The 19,876-nt window shown below is 70.5% G+C and carries 12 protein-coding genes; 9 read left to right on the top strand and 3 right to left on the bottom strand.

All coding sequences use genetic code 11. From position 1 onward, the window contains the following. Positions 1-369: 369 nt before the first annotated feature. Positions 370-6,984: an RHS repeat-associated core domain-containing protein gene (locus tag ACGFI8_RS20380; RefSeq protein WP_392806931.1), complete on the top strand. Its 6,615-nt coding sequence runs from the start codon at positions 370-372 to the stop codon at positions 6,982-6,984. Positions 6,985-7,009: 25 nt separating this feature from the next. Beyond that, the gene (locus ACGFI8_RS20375; RefSeq protein WP_392806929.1) at positions 7,010-7,591 is read left to right on the top strand and encodes a hypothetical protein; all 582 of its coding nucleotides are present in this window, start codon (positions 7,010-7,012) and stop codon (positions 7,589-7,591) included. Positions 7,592-7,615: 24 nt separating this feature from the next. On the opposite strand, the gene ACGFI8_RS20370 is transcribed toward ACGFI8_RS20375, so the two are convergent. Together ACGFI8_RS20370 and ACGFI8_RS20365 are read right to left on the bottom strand one after the other, a co-directional pair. After that, positions 7,616-9,754: an MMPL family transporter gene (locus tag ACGFI8_RS20370; protein ID WP_392806927.1), complete on the bottom strand. Its 2,139-nt coding sequence runs from the start codon at positions 9,752-9,754 to the stop codon at positions 7,616-7,618. 122 nt (positions 9,755-9,876) lie between these two features. Further along, positions 9,877-10,434, bottom strand: coding sequence for an ArsR/SmtB family transcription factor (locus tag ACGFI8_RS20365; protein ID WP_392806926.1), 558 nt, complete (start codon positions 10,432-10,434; stop codon positions 9,877-9,879). 331 nt (positions 10,435-10,765) lie between these two features. Between ACGFI8_RS20365 and ACGFI8_RS20360 the strand changes: the two genes are divergently transcribed. After that, entirely contained in the window at positions 10,766-12,541 is a 1,776-nt protein-coding gene (locus ACGFI8_RS20360; protein ID WP_392806924.1) for a DUF1003 domain-containing protein, read from the top strand. A gap of 41 nt (positions 12,542-12,582) precedes the next feature. Here the strand turns inward: ACGFI8_RS20360 and ACGFI8_RS20355 are convergent, their stop codons facing one another. Continuing rightward, complete coding sequence (locus tag ACGFI8_RS20355; RefSeq protein WP_392806922.1) at positions 12,583-13,233, bottom strand: TetR/AcrR family transcriptional regulator; 651 nt, start codon at positions 13,231-13,233, stop codon at positions 12,583-12,585. Positions 13,234-13,288: 55 nt separating this feature from the next. Here ACGFI8_RS20355 and ACGFI8_RS20350 point away from each other — a divergent pair, with 55 nt between their 5' ends. From ACGFI8_RS20350 to ACGFI8_RS20325, 6 genes are all read left to right on the top strand, one after another. Next, complete coding sequence (locus tag ACGFI8_RS20350) at positions 13,289-14,113, top strand: ABC transporter ATP-binding protein (RefSeq protein WP_392806921.1); 825 nt, start codon at positions 13,289-13,291, stop codon at positions 14,111-14,113. Positions 14,114-14,116: 3 nt separating this feature from the next. Beyond that, entirely contained in the window at positions 14,117-14,875 is a 759-nt protein-coding gene (locus tag ACGFI8_RS20345; RefSeq protein WP_392806920.1) for an ABC transporter permease, read from the top strand. A gap of 275 nt (positions 14,876-15,150) precedes the next feature. Next, positions 15,151-16,821 carry a cellulose binding domain-containing protein gene (locus ACGFI8_RS20340; protein ID WP_392806919.1) on the top strand — a complete coding sequence of 557 codons (1,671 nt, stop codon included), beginning with the start codon at positions 15,151-15,153 and terminating at the stop codon, positions 16,819-16,821. A 326-nt stretch (positions 16,822-17,147) separates the two neighbouring features. After that, a complete protein-coding gene (locus ACGFI8_RS20335) occupies positions 17,148-17,699 on the top strand; it encodes a DivIVA domain-containing protein (protein ID WP_392806918.1) in 552 nt (183 codons plus the stop codon). Positions 17,700-17,856: 157 nt separating this feature from the next. Beyond that, entirely contained in the window at positions 17,857-19,053 is a 1,197-nt protein-coding gene (locus ACGFI8_RS20330) for a S8 family peptidase (protein ID WP_392806916.1), read from the top strand. Between the two features lie 475 nt (positions 19,054-19,528). Further along, the coding region (locus ACGFI8_RS20325; protein ID WP_392806915.1) for a hypothetical protein at positions 19,529-19,876 on the top strand (348 nt) is incomplete at its 3' end.

The following is a 19,876-nucleotide window of genomic DNA, read 5'->3' as shown; positions in this document are numbered from 1 at the left end:
CACTGCCAATCCCGTTGTCGCAGAACGAAGGACGTCTGTCGACGAAGCGGCGAACGGCTGGGTTGTGCGTGTCGATGTCAGGACCTAGAGTCCCCGCCCGCTGAGATCAAGTTGTGTGGATCACGGGGAGTGGCGATGTCGTCGGCGTGGCGTTCGCGCGTGTTCATCAGGTTGGGCGCTGGCCGCCCGCGGCGGGCCGTGGCGGTGGTGACCGCTGCGGTGATGACGTTGTCGTTGGCTGAGGTGTTGCCGGGACGTGCCGAGGCGGCGCCGGCTCCGGTGAAGCCGCCTGCGCCGGTGTGTGGTGATGAGCGTGCCGATGCGACGTCGGCGTTGGCGGCGGCGCGGTTGTGCGGCAAGCGCATCGAGGTGACCGACGCGCGTACAGAGACCACGCAGGTGTGGGCGCTGCCGGAGGGTGGGTTCACCAGTCAGGTGCATGCCGGGCCGGTGCGGTTCAAGCAGGGCGACGTGTGGAAGCCGGTCGATCTGACGCTGCAGGTGCAGCCCGATGGTTCGGTGGCCCCGGTCGGTCACCCGCGTGGTCTGAAGCTGTCGGGCAAGGCGGCGGGTGCGGGGGAGCACTCGCTGGCCAAGCTCGACGGCGACGACGGCGCGCTGAGCATGGCGTGGTCCGGTGCATTGCCGGCTCCGGTGCTGGCGGGCAACGTCGCGACGTATCCGGAGGTGCGGCCCGGGGTGGACCTGGTGGTGACCGCCACGCGGACCGGGTTCGAGCAGAACTTCGTCGTGAAGAACCGGGCCGCGTTGGCCGCGTCGGCGACGCTCGGCCTGCGGATGAGCACGCCGGGAGTGACCACGGCGCCGGACGGTTCCGGCGGGTTGTTGTTCAAGGGCAAAGGTGGGCGCAGCGCGGGCCGGATCCCGCAGCCGACGATGTGGGACGCACGGGTCGGCGCCAACTCCGGTGATCACCTGCGGGTCGCGCCGGTCGGTTTGACGCAGGTCCGTCACGGCGATGACGTCGACCTGACGTTGACGCCGGACGCCGCGTTCCTGGCGGACCCTACGTTGCAGTTCCCGGTCACGATCGACCCGTCGGTGTATCCGACGTTCAACACCTTCGTGCAGACGGGCTACACCACCGACCAATCCGGGTCCACGGACCTGAAGCTCGGCTACTCCGACGACGGCGGGTCCTGGACGGCGCGGTCGTTCCTGGCGTGGAACACCGGGTTCCTCGCCGGTGCGAAGGTCACCTCGGCGACGCTGTACCTGTGGGAGTACCACTCCTGGTCGTGCCGCGCCGCTGACTGGGAGGTGTGGCTCACCGGTGCGGTGAGCACCGCGACGCGGTGGACGAACCAGCCGACCTGGATATCCAACCATCACACGTCGAACCAGACCAAGGGATACAGCTCGTCCTGCGCGGCCGGGTGGGTGTCCGCGCCGGCGACCGGTGTGTTCCAGGCCGGGGCGACAGCCGGCTGGACCACGACCACGATGGGCTTGAAGGCGACCCTGGAGAACAACCACGACTCGTGGAAGCGGTTCAACTCCGCCAACGCCGCCAGCAACATTCCGTACGCGACGATCACGTACAACAGCCCGCCGCGCGTGACGAGCTCGGGAACGGTGCCGACCACGACGTGCGCCACCGGCGCGAACCGGCCCTACATCTCCACCCGCACGCCGGTGCTGCAGGCGGTGATGAACGACCCCGACGGCGGCAACGTCGTCAACCAGTTCGAGTGGTACCAGGCCGGCGGCGCGATGATCGGCAGCGCCAACGTGACCGCACCGTCCTCGACCCAGGCGTCGACCACCGTGCCGACCGGCGCGTTCGCCGAGGGTGGCAGTTACAGCTGGCGGGTCCGGGCCGTGGACACCGCCGACAACACCCTCACCTCGGCCTGGACGGCCTTCTGCGAGTTCACCGTCGACAGCGTCAAACCGCTCGTTCCAACTGTGTCATCGACGTTGTACCCGTCGATCGCGACTGATAACACCTGGGGTCACGGCGGCTACGGCAAGGCCGGTACGTTCACGTTCACCCCCGCTCCGGGCGACACCGTGGTGGCCTACACCTACCAGCTGGACACCGACGCCGCGCCGACCACGGTCACCGCGGGCAGTCCGACGACGGTGCAGATCACACCCAGCGAGGACGGCCGCCGCACACTGACGGTCCGGGCAAAGAGCCGTTCCGGGCTGCTGTCGGATCCGAACACGTACGTGTTCAACGTCGGCCGGGCCGGGTTGAAGATGCCGCGGCCCGGCGCCAACGTCGTCAAGCGCACCAAGCTCGCCGTCGACGGTGACGGCACCTACACACGTGCCACGTTCCAGTACCGGCGTGGACCCGGCGCGGCGGAGTACGACATCCCGCTCGCGCACCTGCACAAGGCCGACGGTTCGGCGGTGACCGTGAACCCGGTTCCCCTTGCCGGTCTCGGCGGCAATGCGATCTGGGACGCGGTCGACACCCTCGGCACCGTCGGCGGCGTCGTGCAGGTCCGGGCGACGCTCTACCCGGACGCGGACGGGCAACCCGGATACGCGACCCAGTGGGTCACCGTGACCGTCGATCCGAACGGCCACGGCGCCGCCGGCGACGGCGCCGGACCCGGCTCGGTGAACCTCCTCACCGGCGACTACTCGCTCTCAGCCGGCGACGTCGACCAATTCGGCCTCAGCGTTGGCCGCGCATCGTCTTCACGCGAGCCGAACGCCGGCTGGATGCCGCAGGGTGAACGCCTGCCGGCGAGCCTGCAGCAGGTCACCGACACCGTCACCGGTTTCGCCACCGGCGGCACCACGACCGCGACCCGGGTGACGAACTTCGGGCAGGGCTCCTCCACCGACTCGCTGAAGGTCGTGCCACTCGCCACGAAGCCCGCCGGTTTCGGCGCGACCGACACGTTCGTCGCGCTCGGCGACGACCAGTACGCGCTACGGCACGGCATGAAACCCGGCAAACGCTACCGGGTCACCGGCTGGATCTACGTGCCGGCCGCGACCGGACTGGACGCCACCGAGCCTCGGGCGCGACGTATCGTCGGGTTCTACAAGGACAGCGGCGGCGCTTACCAGGAGTTCCGCTCCGCACAGGCCCAGTGGGTCGACGGCTGGCAGGAGCTCACCCTCGATCTTGCCATCCCGGCCGGGGCGACGGAGGCGTTCTTCCGCCTCTACAACGGCAACGGCTACGGCTCGAACAAGGCCGTCTTCTGGGACAACCTGTCACTCAAGGAGATCGTGGCCCCGTTCGGCCCGCAATGGCGGGGCGGCACCGACGGCGGCGTGGCGGAGGTCGACTATGAGTCGCTGACCTTCCCCTCGCCGGACCTGGCGAAGATCACCAGCGCCGGCGGCGGCTATTACACGTTCGCCCGCAGCACGGCGGGAGCGTTCTTCCCCGAGCCGGGTGCGGAGGACCTCAACCTGGTGAAGGTGTCCGACACCGTCTACGAGCTGCGGGAACTCGACGGCACGACCACCCAGTTCACGAAGCAGAGCGAAACGTTCCTGGTCTCCACGACGTGGACCTCGGACCAGAACTCCACCACGCGATACCTCTATGACTCCTCCGACAACCGGACCTTGGTCAAGCGGGTGATCAACGCGGCCGAGCCCGGTGTGGGCGACTGCACTGCGGCGGTGCCAGCGCGGGGCTGCGAGGTTCTCGAATACGACTATGCGACGGCTACCACGGCGTCCGGGTCAACGTTCGGGAACATCATCGACCAGGTTCGGGCGGTCAAGATCTGGTCGTGGGACCCGGTCACCAGCACCGAGACCGCGGTCGAGGTCGCGAACTACGCCTATGACAGTCAGGGCCGGCTGCGCGAGGTCTGGGATCCCCGGCTGTCGCCGCCGTTGAAGACCACGTACGACTATGACAGTGCAGGGCGGGTCACCAAGGCCGGCACCGCCGGTCAGTTGCCGTGGATGTTCGACTACGGCGCGGTCGCCGGTGACACGAATGCCGGCCGGCTCTTCAAGGTCCGGCGGGCGGCACTCGTCGCCGGCACGAAGAACCAGCTCGACGGCGAGGTGGCGACCACCGTCGTCTACGGCGTGCCGCTGACTAAGGCGGCCGGCGGCCCGCATGACATGAACGCCGCGGCGATCGCCACGTGGGCACAGACCAACCTGCCTACGGACGCCACCGCGGTCTTCACCCCGCAGTTCCCGCCGACGACCAACTTCGCCGACAACGCCAACCCCGGCACGGGCGGCTACACCTACGCGACCGTCCACTACCTCGACGCCTCCGGACGCGAGAGCAACACCGCCACTCCGGGCGGGCACATCGACGCCCAGGAGTACGACGAGCACGGCAACGTCGTGCGGGCGCTGAAGGCGGAGAACCGGGAGCTGGCGCTCGGCACACTGCCCGGCGCGGCGAGCATGGCGGCGGACCTCGATCTGCCGGCCGACCCGGCGTTGCGGGCGGCCCTGCTGTCCACGGTCAGCACCTACAGCCCCGACGGGACCGATCTCCTCGAGGAGCTCGGGCCGGTGGTCCGCATCGCGCTGGAGCGCGACCTCGCCGCCGCCGGCAAGACCACGCTCGTCGCCGGCACACAGGTGGTCGCGCGTAACCGGACCATCCACCGGTACGACGAGGGCAAGCCGGATGGCGCCACCTACCACCTGCGAACCACGATGATCACCGGGGCGGCTGTCGACGGCTACCCCGATGCCGACACCCGGATCGTCCGCAGTGGATACGGCGCGGAGAAGGGCGGCGCGTCCGGCTGGGCGCTGCGCAAGGCGACGTCCGCGACCAGCGACGCAGGCACGTCGTACACGGTGTACGACAGTGCCGGCCGCATCGTCGAGGCCTGGGGCGTCGGCTCCAACGGCGCGGACGCACTGGTGGAGAAGAGCATCTTCTACACGGCGGGGGCCAACCCGGCCGACGCCGCGTGCGGCAACAAGCCGGAGTGGGCCGGGCAGGCGTGTGTGAGCAAGCCGGGTGGCGCGATCACCGGCCAGCGTGCCGACATGGTCGCGCAGCTGCCGGTGCGGCGGGTCGAGCAGTACAACCGGGCGGGCGCCAGCACCGTGGTGTCCGAGACGGTCGGTGCCGACGTGCGCCGCACCACCTCCCAGTTCGACGCGATCAACCGGCTCACGTCGGTGAGTGTCACCTCGACGCTCGGGCTGCCGGTGCCGGATGTGACCGTCGAGTACGACCCGGCCAACGGCAAGGCGATCCGCACGACGTCCGCCGGACTGACGATCAGCCGCGACTACGACCAGCTGGGTCGCTTGATCGCCTACACGGACGCGGACAGTGCCGTCACCCGCAGCGAGTTCGACCGCTTCGGCCGGCTGAGCAAGGTCACCGACCCGACCGGTAACCAGACGTTCGGCTACGACCTGACGAGCGAGCCACGGGGCCTGGTGACCTCGGTCACGGACTCGGTCGCCGGCACGTTCAGCACGAAGTACGCGGCCAACGGGCAGCTGACCGAGCTGAAGTACCCGGGCGGCATCACCCGGACCGACACGCTCGACGCGTCGCTGGCCGCGGTCGGCCGGCGGTACGTGCGCGACTCCGACGGGTCGACGATCTTCAGCGAGGCCATCGTCGAGAACACCCAGGGGCAGTGGATCAGTGACGTCTACACGGGCGGCACCAAGACCTACGGCTACGACGTCCTGGGCCGGCTGACCTCTACGACACAGACGACCACGACCAGCTGTGTCAACCACCAGTACGGGTACGACTCCCGCACGAACCGGACGGTCAAACGCACCTACCAGAGCACCGGGCCGACGTGCCCGGTCACGGAGACTGCCGACGCCACCGAGAACCACACGTACGACACCGCCGACCGGATCACGGATCCCGGCTATTCGGTCGACGCGTTCGGGCGAGTGACCGGCATGCCGTCTGGCCTCACCAACACCTACTACGCCAACGACATGGTGGCTTCCCAGCAGTCCGGCACCCAGCGGGCGGACTGGACCCTCGACCCCGCCCGCCGGCTGCAGGCCTTCACCAGGGGCACGACCGGGCCATCGACGACCACCGCGTCGAAGCTCAACCACTACAGCGACGACGGTGATTCGCCGCGGTGGATCGTCGAGGACACCGCGACCGGCGCCGTGACCCGTAACGTCGTCGGACCCGACACGGGCCTCGTCGCGACGACCGACGCGACCGGATCCGTGCGGCTCCAGCTGACCAACCTGCACGGCGACGTCGTCGTGACGACGGACACGGCGCTGACCAGCGTGCAGCTCTCGGAGTACGACGAGTTCGGCATGCCGGTGACCGCCGGTGCGTCGCGGTACGGCTGGCTGGGCGGCAAGCAACGTTCCGCGGAGACGATGGGCGACACGGTGCTGATGGGGGTCCGGCTGTACGCGCCGAGCCTCGGGCGCTTCCTGCAGGTCGACCCGGAGCTCGGGGGGTCCGCCACTGCATACGACTACTGCGACGCCGACCCGGTCAACTGCTTCGACCTCGACGGCAAATGGCCGTCGCTGCGCCGGGCCTTCAACTGGGTCAGCAACAATGCCGGCAACATCGGCTCTGTGCTGGGCACAGCCGCCCTCGTGATGTCGTTCATTCCCGGGCTGCAACCGTTCGCCGCGGTCGTCGGCACAATCGCGACCGGCTTCAGCCTCTGGGGCGCCTACAACGACTACAAGGCCGGCAACAAGTTCTCGGCAGCGCTCACCGTCGCGACCTCCATTCCCGGCGTCGGCGGCGTCGCGCGGCTAGGCAAGTTCGGCTATGCCGGTGTCCAGCTCACCAGGGCGAAGACGGCCCGGAAGGCCTATCAGGCCGGTCGGAACAGCCGCGCCGCAAAGGAGCTGCTGAACCGGGTGGTCAAGAAGGCCGATACCGCGAAGCGGGAGGCGCGAAAGGCACTCCAGGGCGACAAGCTGTCGGTCGGGATCGGCGTCTTCGACGGGTCGAAGACGGGATGTGGCCTATGGACCAGGTGCCGCAAGAAGGTCGGGCAGAAGTGGGTCGGCACCGGCTACGCGAACTATTGATGATACGCCACGGTATCCTCGATCCGTGACGAAAGGACTGAGGCCCAGGCCGGCGGCGTCGCTGGACCTGGGCCTTCACCTTGGCAGGTTGCTGCGCCGGCCACTGGCCCGGTGGCTGAAAATGGCGCCCGCCGAGATCGAGGACGACCTGCGGCGGACCCCGACAACCTGGGACGAGATGGCCCTCAGCCATTGGCTGCGGCTCTTTGCCTGGGGTGGCGCCGCCGGCGCGTGCTTCGTGCTCGGCATCGCGTCGGCCACGGTCGAGCAGCTCGTGACCGGCCACTCGGGCCAACCGTCGGCGGCCCTGCAGGTGCTGTTCGGCACGGCGCTGGTCACCGCGCTCCTCCACTACGTGGCGGCCTTGCTCGTTGGCCGGGCGGCCCGACGCGGCGAGCGGGCGACGCCGACCCGCCGCACGAGCGGACACGGCCGAGCGGCGTCGTCAGGTCGCCGGCCTGCCAAGCGCGGCGCGGCGGTGGGCCGTGGGAACACCGCACCGGACGGGCCGGCGGGTCTGGCCCGGGTGCTGCTGTGGCCCGGCAACCGGTACTTTCTGGTCGCCGCCGCGTTCTTCGCTGTGGCGGTGGTGAGCGTCAGCGGCTGAGACGCCGGTCGCGCCGGCCGAGTATCAGGGCCCGTGTCGAACTGGATGGCCGGCGATCCCGGCGGACGGCACGGCCTCGGCCGGTGCCGGGGTCCGCCGGGGCCACCAGGCGCGCTCGCCAACCTCGAGCAGGAGTGCCGGCACCACGATCGAGCGGACGAGCAGCGCGTCCAGCAGCACGCCCAGCGCCACCACCACGCCGATCTCCACGAACGCCACCAGCGGCGCCACCAGCAGGACCGCGAACGTCGCGGCCAGCACGATGCCGGCGCTCGTGATGACCGGGCCGGTCCTGGTCAGCGCGCGCAGCACGCCGTCGCGGTGGCCGTGCCGCGCGGTCTCCTCGCGGATGCGTGCGAGCAGGAAGATGCTGTAGTCCACGCCCAGCGCCACGAGGAAGATGAAACTCACCAGCATCACCTGGACGTCCATCGCCGGGAAGCCCAGCGCGTACCGGACGATGAGCCACGAGGCGCCGAGCGCCGCGAAGTACGAGGCGACGACCGTGGCCAGGAGCAGCAGCGGTGCGATCAGGGCGCGCAGCAGTACCACCAGGATCGCCAGGACGACGGCCAGCGCCAGCGGGATCACCAGCCGGCGGTCGTGCGCCTGGGCGTCGGCCTTGGCCATGTCCAGCGCGGTGGCGCCGCCGACCCGGACCGGTCCATCGTGGACGGTCACGAGCGCGGAGCGCAGCCGGGTCACGGTGGACCGCGCGGCGGGGCTGTCGGGCGGGTCCGTCAGGGTGGCGTCGACCCGGACCAGCGTGCCGTCCAGCGACGTGACCGGCGGGTTCGCCGTTGCGATGCCCGGATCCGACCGTACCGCCGCGAGAATCTGCGGGGCGGCCGCGACCGGCGCGACGACCTGGACCGGGCGGCTCGTCCCGGCCGGGAAGTGCGCGGCGAGCAGGCGCTGCCCGGCGACGGAGTCGGGCGTGCCGGTGACCTGGTGCCCGTCGTCCAGGCCGGTTCGCATGCCCAGGCCGGCAAGCGCCAGCGCGGCGAGGACGATCGCCGTGCCCAGCCACGCGACCCTGGGCCGGGCGCCGACCAGCCGGGCGGCCCGGGACGGGCGGAACGCGGCCGGCCCGTCGCCGGTCGCGGACTCCGTGACCGCCGTCGCCGGGCGGGGACGCGGGATCGCGGGCCAGAAGACCCAGCGGCCGAGCGCGACCAGTTGCGCCGGCAGGAGCGTGAGCATCACCAGCAGCCCGCAGAGGACGGCGACGGCGCCGGCCGGGCCGAGGTCGTGGTTGAACCCCATGTCCGCGCCGAGCAGGCAGAGCAGGCTCAGCGCCACCGTCGCCGCGGACGCCGCGATCGCCGGGGCGGCGCCGCGCAGGGCCCGGGCCATCGCCCGGTGCCGGTCCGCGTTCAGTCGCAATTCCTCGCGGTACCGCGCGAGCAGGAGCAGTGCGTAGTCGGTCCCGATGCCGAAGAGGACCACGGTGACCACGACGGCGTTGCCGGGGTCGACGGTCACATGGGCGTACCGGCCGAGCAGGTAGGTGACCGCGTCCGTCAGCACCGTCGCCACGCCGACGTTGAGCAGCGGGAGCAGCCATAGTACCGGGCTGCGGTACATGATGAGCAACAGCGCCATGACCACGAGCCCGGTGACGAGCATCGCGGCGCGGCCGAGGCGGTCCCGGGAGTCGGCGGCGTCCAGGGCGTTGCCGGCCGGGCCGGTGAGGTGCACGGCGAGCCCGGCGGGCAGGCCGGTGCGGGCGATGTCCCGCACCCGGGCGGCGGTGTGGCTGCGGCTGCCGTCGTTGCGGATCGGGACGAACAGCGTGGCGGCCGCGCCGTCGCCGGCCTCGCGGGAGTCCACGGTGGACGCCGCCAGCGGGGCGATCGCCGCCCGGTCCGCTGCGATCTTCGTCCGGTCGGCGCCGGTCAGCCCGCCGGCGCGGGCGTAGATCAGGATGCCGGGGGAGACGGTGCCGTCCGGGAAGGCCTTGGCGAGCTCGGCGACCCGGGTGGCGTCCGCGCCGCGGGGCAGCTCGACGCTGCTGTCGTCGGCGGCCACCGAGGAGAGCCGGCCGGCGAGGGGCACCGCGAGCGCGGTGACCACCAGCCAGGCGGCGATCGTCAGCCACTTGGTCATCCGGCCGGACGGGAGGCGCGCGAGCCGGTCGGCGAACTTGCGTGAGAGCAACACGGAGTGCTCTCCTTCCTTCAGGAGAGTTGGGTACACGTGAGAACACGCCCTTGCGGGCGTGGTGCTGCCGCTTTCCGCTGCCGGGCACCGAGTTGCCGCTCGGTGCCCGGCCCAATGCGTTGTTACGTCTGCTCGTCGGGGAACGCATACATCCGGACCTGCAGCGTCCGCGCGCCCGGCGGGGTCTCCTCCGGCGGGCGCCTGTACTTGTAGAGCAAGGCGATGTACGCCTCGAAGAAGTCCCGCAGCTCCTCGATCGTCAGGGTCACGGACCCGCGGGAGAACGGGAACGCGTCGGTCCACGGGTCCTCGGCGTCGGCCTGCCGCCCCTGTGCCTCGCTGAACTCGGCGAGGTCGGCCGCCAGGTCACGGCGCACCATCTCGTCGAGCACGGCGCGCAGTTCCTCGCCCTGCTCGCGGCGCAGCGGGAAACGGCGGTCCTTGGGCACCACCCGCCACCACCGCTCCCGGCCGCGGGCGAGCTCGGGCACCTCCTCGACGAAGCCGTGCTTGGCCAGCTGCCGCAGGTGGTAGCTGGTCAGGCCGGTGCTCTCGCCGAGCGCCCGGGCCAGCGAGGTGGCACTGACCGGGCCCTTACGCATCTCCCGCTCGATCTTCTGTCGCAGCGGGTGGGCCATGAGGCGCAGCGCCTCGAGACCCATGACCTCCGGCTCCGGCATGGCTCCAAAGTAATCTTTGCAAAGAGATCCTTGCAACCCTGAGAAAGCCCTGAGCCGTCGATGCGTCCGGCGGCGCCGGCGGTGTTCGCCCAGCGTCGGCGGTGTGGCGTCACGAAAGTGTCATAGTCGTGCGCTGCCTCGGCGTTTTCGTCGTTGCCGGGGTCGGCATGATCCTTTGCGCTGGAACATCTCGCGGGCGGGTCTTTAGGCTGGCCGCCGACGGTATTCCGGCGCGCCGACTCGGTGGTAGGTGGCCAGTACCGATCGGAGACTCCGTTGCCGGCCCGTTGTGGCTGCGGCAGCTGCGTCCGGACCCACCCGAGGAGGATATGTGAGCACCGTCCGTCAGGCGGCCGATCTGCCGCAACAGCCGGTTTCGACGGCCGGGGAGCAGATCGGCGTCAACGGTGCCATCGCGGCCGCCCTGACTCGGTGGATCGGCTCCATGCCCGCCCTCTACGTCGCACTGGTCTTTGTTGGCGGGTGGATGGCCCTGGCGACCTGGGGACCGCTGCACCGCGCCGATCCGTACCCGTTCGCGTTCCTGCTGTTCCTGAACAACGTGGTGCAGCTCGTCCTGTGCTCGGTGATCCTGGTCGGCCAGCGGGTTCTCGGCATGGCAGCCGACCGCAGGGCGGTAGAGACCTACGAGAACGCCGAGGCGATCTTCGCGCGGGTCGCGGACCTGCAGGCCCACCTCGACCGGCACGACCGGGCACTCAGTCGCGGAGTGAGCCTGCTGCACTCCAGCCCACACCCTTGGATCGAACGGCACCGGGTGCAACCACCGCCGCAGGCCATCGACCAGGCCGTGGGCGTCAACGGCCGGATCGCGGCCTGGCTCACGCAACGGCTGGGCAGCATGTGGGCCTTCTACGCAGCCGCCGGAACCCAGGTGCTGTGGATCGGTCTGGCCGTGTTTGGCGTGCAACAGGTCGATCCGTACCCATTCGCCTTCATGACGTTCCTGTCCGCGTTGGCTCAGCTCATCTTCATGATTGTGATCATGGTCGGTCAGGACGTCCTGGACCGGGCCGCCGACCGCCGCTCCGAGCAGACCTTCCTGGACGCCGAGGCCATCCTGCACGAATGCCAGCGGATGAAGGCGCGGCTGACCGCGCAGGACCGCATCATCGACAGCCTTGCCGGCTACACCGCCGCCCAGGTCACCGAGCACCTGGCAAAGGCGATCCACCAGATCCATCTCCAGGCCACTACCGAGGACCGGCAGCCCCCGAGCGACAGCCCCGCGCTGCGGCCGTGGGAGCAGTTGCCGGAGGAAGAGCAGGAGGCGACCCGCGTCCAGGCCCGGCGGGTCGGCGAGCGGCTGGCCGCGGTCGGCTGCCTGATGGTCCCGACGTTTGATCCGACTCGCACCTTCGCCTTCAGCGACTACGAGGTGCAACTGCTGGCCCGGCTGGAGCACGAACACGAGACGACCCAGCCGACGCCATACGGGACGGCCGGAGCGCCGGTGCCCTGGGAGCAACTGTCCGACGCGGCGCGGGCCAAGCACATGGAGGCGGTACGACGCATCCCCGCCATGCTGGCCGCCGTGGGGTTCCAGGTACTGCGCGACGGCAAGGGCGACGTGCCCGGGGAAGCGGACTTCACCGCCGACGAGTGGGCGGTCCTGCAGCAGTCGATGATGGCGTCCGGCGTGCTTGTCTCACTCGCCGAGGGCGTCATGGACCCCGAGGAGATCTTCGCCCTGATCAAGGTCCTGCGGGAGGCCAGCATCACGCATCCCAACCGGTTCATCCGCGAGCTGACGGCCGCGTCCACCTTCACCACCGGGGTACGGCCCGGCACCGCGTACGCCGACTACGAGGGCCCCGCGCTCGAGGCGATCCATTCGGCGACCGCGATCATTGCCGGCAAGGCGCCGGCGGAGTTGGCCGACTTCCGCGCGCTGCTCATCGACATCGCCACGGTCGTCGCCGACGCGAACAACGAGGGTGGATTCTTCGGCCTCGGCGCCCGGCCCCGCACACCTCGGGAGGCGACGGCCATCGAAGCCGTCAGGCACGCGACAGACCTCGCCGGCGACAGCGCCGGGCTGCCCGCCCAGGTCCACGCCGCCCAGCCCATGCCGAGCGGTCACTAACCGCATCGACCCGGCGACCGCGGCGACCGCCGGGCCGCGGGTCAGGTTCGACCGGACGGCTCCGGCCTGGCGAGGGACTCGACGAGGTCGAACAGCTCCCGCAGGTCGGCGTGGAACTCCTCGGTCCAGTCGATGGGGGTGTCGAGGTGCTCGGCGAGGGCGTGGTGGCCGGGAATCTGCTCCGCCGGCACCTGCGCCCGCCGGGCCTGCGGGTCGAGCGTGCCGTCGCCGAACCGGCCGCTCACCTCGGACAGGGTGTGCCCGATCACGAACGTGCTGAGCATGCGCTCCAGCCGGGGCGCCTGCTGCGGCGGGATGCCGGCGGCCAGCAGCGCCTCGTAGGTGATGTCGACGATGCGCATCGCGGCGGGGCTGATCGCGGGCCGGGTCAACAGCAGCGGCAGCACGGCGGGGTGACGGGCGGCCACCTCCCGTAGCCCGTACGCCATCCGCTCGAGCGTCTCCCGCCAGCCGATCCCGGCCGGCGGCGCGGGGATCTCCGACAGCAGGCGGCCGACCACCCCGTCGAGGAGTTCGTCCTTGCTGCGGAAGTAGCCGTATAGCGCCATCGGGGTCAGCCCTAGGTGCTGGGCCACCGCGCGCATCGACAGTGCGTCGAGCCCGCGCTCGGCGGCGACGGTGAGCGCCGCGTCGAGGATTTCGGGCCGGCGCGATTCCTTGAGCTTCCGCACCGGGTCAGTCTACGCTGTAGACCACTAGTCTACGGCGTAGACCGGAGGTGGCTCTGTGCTGCATGCGGACGGTGTGACCAAGCGCTACGGGGCGGTGCGCGCGCTGGACGGGTTCACCCTCGACGTGGCGGCCGGCGAGATCGCGGGGCTGGTCGGCCACAACGGCGCCGGGAAGTCGACCTTCGTCGACGTGCTGTGCGGGCTGGCGCGCCCCGACTCAGGGACGGTACGCATCGGCGGCCGCTCGCCCGCCGCCGCGCGCGGCGACGTCGGGGTGGCGCCGCAGCACATCGCGCTGTACCCCAGCGCCACCGCCGCCGAGCACCTCACCCTCTTCGGTCGCCTGGCCGGCCTGCGGCGGGGCGCGCTCGCTGCCGCGATCGACGAGGTGACCCACGCGCTGATGCTCACCGACTTCATCGACCGGCGGGTTGGGCTGCTCTCCGGCGGCCAGCAGCGGCGTGTGCAGGCCGCGACCGCGCTGCTGCACCGCCCGGCGCTGCTGCTGATGGACGAGCCGACGGCCGGCGCCGACCCGCAGACCCGCGAGTCGCTGCTCGCCGCCCTGCGCCGCCGGGCCGCCGACGGCGCGGCGATCCTCTACACCACGCACTACCTGCACGAGCTCATCGAGCTGGGCTCCACGGTGACGGTCGCGCGGCGCGGGCGGATCATCGCCCGCGGCACCAGCGCCCAACTGCTGGGCAGGCTGCCCAGCGAGGTGCGTCTGCGCATCGACGGCGCCGAGGAGGTCCGGGTGCACACCACCGACCCCGCCCAGACGCTGACCGCGCTGCTCGCCCGCGCCCGCGGGGCGCTGCGCGAGGTCGACATCCGCAAGCCGTCCCTGGACGACCTCTACCGATCGCTGGCGGGCTGAACCGTGACCGAATCGCTGCGGCGCATCGCTGCCCTCGCCCGGCACAACGTGACGCTCCGGCTGCGTGATCCCGGCCAGTTCCTGAGCTACCTTGTCATGCCGATGGTGCTCATGCCGGTGCTCAAGCCCGTCTTCCAGCGGGCCGCCGCGGGCGGCGCGACCGAGGTCGTCACCGGCATGCTGGTGATCTACTCGACGCTTGCGCTGTCCATCGTGGGCACCGCGACGCTGACCGAGCGCGCCTGGCACACCTGGGACCGGTTGCGCGCCACCCGGGCCCGCAGCTGGGAGCTGCTGCTGGGCAAGACCCTGCCGGCGTACGCGGTGTTGCTGCTGCAGCAGGCGATCCTGCTGGCGTACGGCACCACGATCATCGGCGCCCACCCACACGGCGCGGGCGCGTACGGTCTGCTCGTCCTCGCCGTCGCCGTATGGAGCGCCGCGCTGCTCGCCCTCGGCAACGCCCTCGCGGCGGTGGTGCGCAGCTTCGGCGAGCTCAGCGCCGCGAGCGACATCGGCGCGCTCGCCCTGGCCACGCTCGGCGGCGCGCTGGTGCCCACGAGCATGTTCCCGTCCTGGCTGCAGGGCGCCGCCCACGCCTCGCCGGGTTACTGGGCACTGTCGATGCTCCAGTCGGCCATGCGCGGCGACGCGCCCCGCACCGTCGCGCCCGCTGCCGTCCTGCTGGCGCTCGGCGCGCTCGCCGGCGCGTTCGCCGCCCACCGCCTCACCCGCGGCTGGGGCCGCACGACGATGTTGTGAGCCGAAGGGTTGGCACGCCGATACCCGGTGTGGCCGGCCCGGCGGCCGTCAGCGGGAAACTTTCAGCGCCGTCGGACCGGCGGCACATTCCATTCGTGCGCGTCGCGACGATGTTCACTCCGAGACCGATACCCGTGCGGTTCCATGCGCGTTGACACTCGGCGCCGGGCGTTGGCCTACTGAAGCGGTTCAGTTGCGCGGTGGTCGGGGGACTGCCGCGAGTTCACCGTCCACACCGATCACGTTCGGGGTTCCACGCCAGGAGGCGTTCTCCCATGCATCAATCCCATTCCGCACCCGCCGGCTGGCGGGGCGCCCGGCGCCGGCTCGCGCTCGTCGTCGCGGCCTGCGCCGCAGTGCTCGCCGCCGTGGTCGCGGTGCCTCTTGTACAGGCGTCCGCGGCCACCACCGGCTTCGTCACCCGCTGCGGCATCCACTTCTGCCTGGGCGGCCGCTCGTACTACTTCGCCGGAGCCAACGTCTACGACACCTTCACCTACGGCGGCAGCTACGGGGACACCGAGACCCAGTGGATGGACAAGGCCCGCATCGACAAGCACATGGCCGAGATGGCCGCTGACGGGGTCACCGTGCTGCGCACGTGGATGTTCGACCACGAGACGTGGCACGGCTTCGAGCCCAGCAAGGGCGTCTACAGCGAGCAGCAGTTCTCCGAGTTCGACTACATCCTCTACTCGGCCGCGCAGAACAACATCCGGGTGATCCCGGTCTTCGAGAACTACTGGGAGGCGTACGGCGGCATCGACACCCGGCTGTCCTGGGAGGGCCTGCCCACCGGACAGGCCAACCGGTGGCGCTTCTTCAACCAGTCCGCCTGCCCGGGCTGCTTCACGCAGTACCAGAACTACGTGAAGTACGCGCTCAACCGCACCAACCACTACACGGGCGTCAAATACAAGGACGACCCGACCGTGTTCGCGTGGGAACTGATGAACGAGCCACGGTACGAGGGCCAGGGCAGCGCGGAGAACGTCAACGGGACCACGCTGCGCAAGTGGGTCGACACCATGGCCGGCTACATCAAGAGCATCGACACCAACCACATGGTCGGCGCAGGCCTGGAAGGGCACGGCACCAAGTACGGCTTCGGCGGCGACGAGGGCAACCCGTTCGTAGCCATCCAGCAGTCGCCGTACATCGACTTCACCTCGGCGCACCCGTATCCGAACGAGGGCTGGGCCAACCTCTCGCTGGCGCAGACGATCACCCTCATCAACGCCTGGCTGTCCGACTCGCACGCGGTGGTCGGCAAGCCGTTCTTCCTGGGCGAGTTCAACACCCAGGGCGTGGACCGCAGCACCTGGTGGACGTCCATCTACAACGACCTGCAGACGCAGGACGCGGACGGCAGCGCGTTCTGGTGGTACCCGGACGCGCAGGCAGGCGGCGACAATTACAGCGTCAAGCGCGGCGCACCCGAGCTGTCGGTGTTCAAGGCGCACTCCGCGTACATGGTGTCCAAGAGCGGGGGCAACCCCTCGACCAGCCCGTCAGCGTCCCGGTCGGCCTCGGCCTCGCCCTCCCCGTCCGCCTCGGCATCCCCCTCCCGTTCGCCGTCTGCATCGCCTTCGACCTCGCCTTCGCCGTCGTCCTCCACGTCGACCGGCGCCGGCTGCACGGTCGGATACAGCGTCAACGACTGGGGCGGCGGCTTCACGGTCAACGTGACGGTCACCAACACCGGTGCCACCGCGATCACCGGCTGGACTCTCAAGTGGACGTTCGGCGGCAACCAGGCGATCGGCAACACCTGGAACGCCACCGTCACGCAGTCGGGGCAAGCGGTGACCGCGGTCAACATGCCCTACAACGCCACCATCGCGGCGCGGGACAACGTACAGTTCGGCTTCCAAGCGGCGTACAGCGGCGCGAACGCGGTACCGGCGCAGTTCACCCTCAACGGGACGGCCTGCGCCAAGGTCTAAGCGTCAGCGGCGGCCGCCCTGTATCCGCTACGGGGCGGCCGCGGCCAACGCGTGCCGGGCATGGAAACGCTCGTCCAGACCGCACCATGTCCGCGTCCGGGGCCGTTGCGCGGGGGCGAGGTGGACGTCGATGCAGACCTGTCGCCGGCCTCGGGAAGCGCTACGTCGCCGGTCCTCACCCCTGAACCCGGTCGGGACGCAGCGGCGTCAACGCACGACCGGCGAGTATGTGACCACGTGACTACGGGCAGGCCGTGTGCTCGCGCGGACTGCCACTTCTTGGCGAAGCCGGACGGGCCCAGTTCGACCCCGTTGACGGATGTCCAGTGAGCACCTTCGACCTTCGCCGGCGGCTCGAACACGGCGCCGCGGTCGTCGACCGTGCCGACGTCGACCTTGTGCGGCCGTCGACAATGGGCCTCATGATTGAGTTCGAAGTTGTGCTACGGGGATACGACCGGTTCGCCGTCGACATGCTTGTGCAGGCGGTCGACGCGGCCGCGGGTGACCGGGAGCAGATCGACGCGGCGTTCAAGGAGATCTCTCCGCTGCCCGTGGTGTTGCGTGGCTACGATCGGGCTCAGGTCGATGCCTGGCTGGCGCAATGCCGGGCCGGGGGACTGGGCGCCGGTCCAGCCCCGGAAGCGGGCACCCCGGTGCTGGAGTTGTCGATCGTGCTGCGCGGCTATCGCGCCACGGAGACCGACGCGCTGCTCGCCACCGTCCACGCCGCGCTCGAGGGCGGCGACCCCGTCCGCCGGGCCGAGGCACTGCGGGCGATCACCGAGGCGCAGCTGCCGGTCGGGTTCCGCGGGTACGACCGCGGCCAGGTCGACACCTACCTGAGCCGGGCTGCGGGGGCGTTGCGCGCGTCGTGACGCCCGCACGGGCCTGCGGCCGCCATCCACCCCCTTTCAATCGACCCTAATCTCTTCTATGTCCGTCGATGTCCTACTACCATCTCCCGCAACATCTTTTCGATGGTGCCTCCGGAGGCCACGAGCTCAGTCCGGACCACCAGTAGGGAGACAGACGATGTCAGCTGTGCAGGTTCCCCGCCGTCGGGTGATCCGCGCCCTCACCGTCACGCTCGCCGCGGCCGCCCTGTCCGCCGCCGCTTCCACCCCCGCGCTCGCCGCCCCCACCGGGGAGATCCGCGGTGCGTCCGCCCCCGGCGCGATCAGCGGCAGCTACCTGGTCGTTCTCAAGCCGGCCGCGGCCGGTGCCGTGATGTCCGACCGGGCCGCGACGCTCACCAAGCGGTACGGCGGCAGCGTCGGCGACGTCTGGACCGCGGCGCTGACCGGCTTCAGTGCGAAGATGAGCGCCGGCCAGGCCGCCCGGCTCGCCGCCGACCCGGCAGTCGCCTACGTCGAGCAGGACCAGGTGGTGACCATGCAGGGCACCCAGAGCGGCGCGACCTGGGGGTTGGACCGGATCGACCAGCGCAACCTGCCGCTGAACGGTAGCTACACCTACCCGAACACGGCGTCGACAGTGCGGGCGTACATCATCGACACCGGCATCCGGACCACGCACAGCGACTTCGGTGGCCGGGCGAGCTGGGGCACCAACACCGTGGACGGCAACAACACCGACTGCAACGGCCACGGCACGCACGTCGCCGGCACGGTCGGCGGTAACACGTACGGCGTGGCCAAGGGCGTCCGCCTCATCGCGGTCAAGGTCCTCAACTGCGCCGGCAGCGGCACCACCACCGGCGTGGTGAACGGCATCAACTGGGTGACCTCCAACGCGGTCAAGCCGGCGGTGGCCAACATGAGCCTCGGCGGCGGCGCCAGCACCGCGATCGACAACGCGGTGACCAACTCGGTCAACTCCGGCGTCACGTACGCGGTCGCGGCCGGCAACGACGGCCTCAACGCCTGCAACTACTCGCCGGCCCGCGTCTCGTCCGCGATCACCGTGGGCGCCACGACCAGCACCGACGCCCGCGCGTCCTACTCCAACTACGGCACCTGCGTGAACATCTTCGCGCCGGGCTCGTCGATCACCTCGGACTGGAACACCAGCGACACCGCGACGAACACGATCAGCGGCACCTCGATGGCCACGCCGCACGTGACCGGCGCGGCGGCACTCGTGCTCGGCGCCAACCCGTCGTACACCCCGGCCCAGGTGTCCAGCTACCTGACCAGCAACGCCACCAGCGGCGTGGTGGGCAGCCCCGGCTCCGGCTCGCCGAACCGGCTGCTCTTCGTCGTCAACTGATTCCCGCCGCTGCCCGGTGGACCCGCCAAGGTCCGCCGGGCAGCGGCCGTCGCGGGGCTCAATGGCCGGGCCGGACCAGACCATTGTCGTGAAGCAGCCTGCCGGGACGAGCACACGGATGCGGCCCGCCGCCGTTCGCCGGTCTATTGCGCTTCGATCTTGCACTTGTGGTGCCTGACAAACCGGTCATCCAGGGAGCGTCTCGGCACCAGAACTGCAAGATCGACAAGGGTGAAACCGGTCGCCTTCGGCGACCTTGGCCCAGCCGGTGCCGCCCAACTCCCCGTGGGGTGGCGCCGGCATACCGGGGAGACGCCGTTAGCGGAACTGGGGGAGTGGGGGTGTACCTCTTCACTACGCCGCTCGCGCTCGGCCTGCTGCCGGCGCAAGCGCCGGCGTTGGGAAGGCCGAACGGTCAACTGTCCGACGTGGGCTTTCATCGCCGGGGGCAACGTAGGCGCGTCAGTACTGCTTCATGGTCGTCGTGGCGAAGCGATTGTTGTGGCGTATCGGCGTCCCTGCGATAGGTCTGGCAATCGCCGTGACGGTCGGGTGGCGACTGTCGTCCACCATCACGGTGCTCGTCATCGTCTGCGCGTGGCTGCCGCTGGCCGCGTGGTGCCTGTTCGCACCCCGCATCCCGGCGGCGCTGCCGATCGCGCTTGCCTTGCTCGCCGCGATCGGAACGATCCGGTGGACACTGCCCGGACAGCCGGGTGACCGGACCTTGGCGATCGCCTGGTCGACCCTGATGTGGTACCCCCTCCCCGGCGGGCTCGCGCTTCTGGCAGCGACCTGGCGTTCCCGATGGCTCGGGGACCGG

The organism is Dactylosporangium sp. NPDC048998, assembly GCF_043197855.1.
Lineage (GTDB): Bacteria > Actinomycetota > Actinomycetes > Mycobacteriales > Micromonosporaceae > Dactylosporangium.
This window is presented reverse-complemented; position numbering and strand designations above follow the sequence as displayed.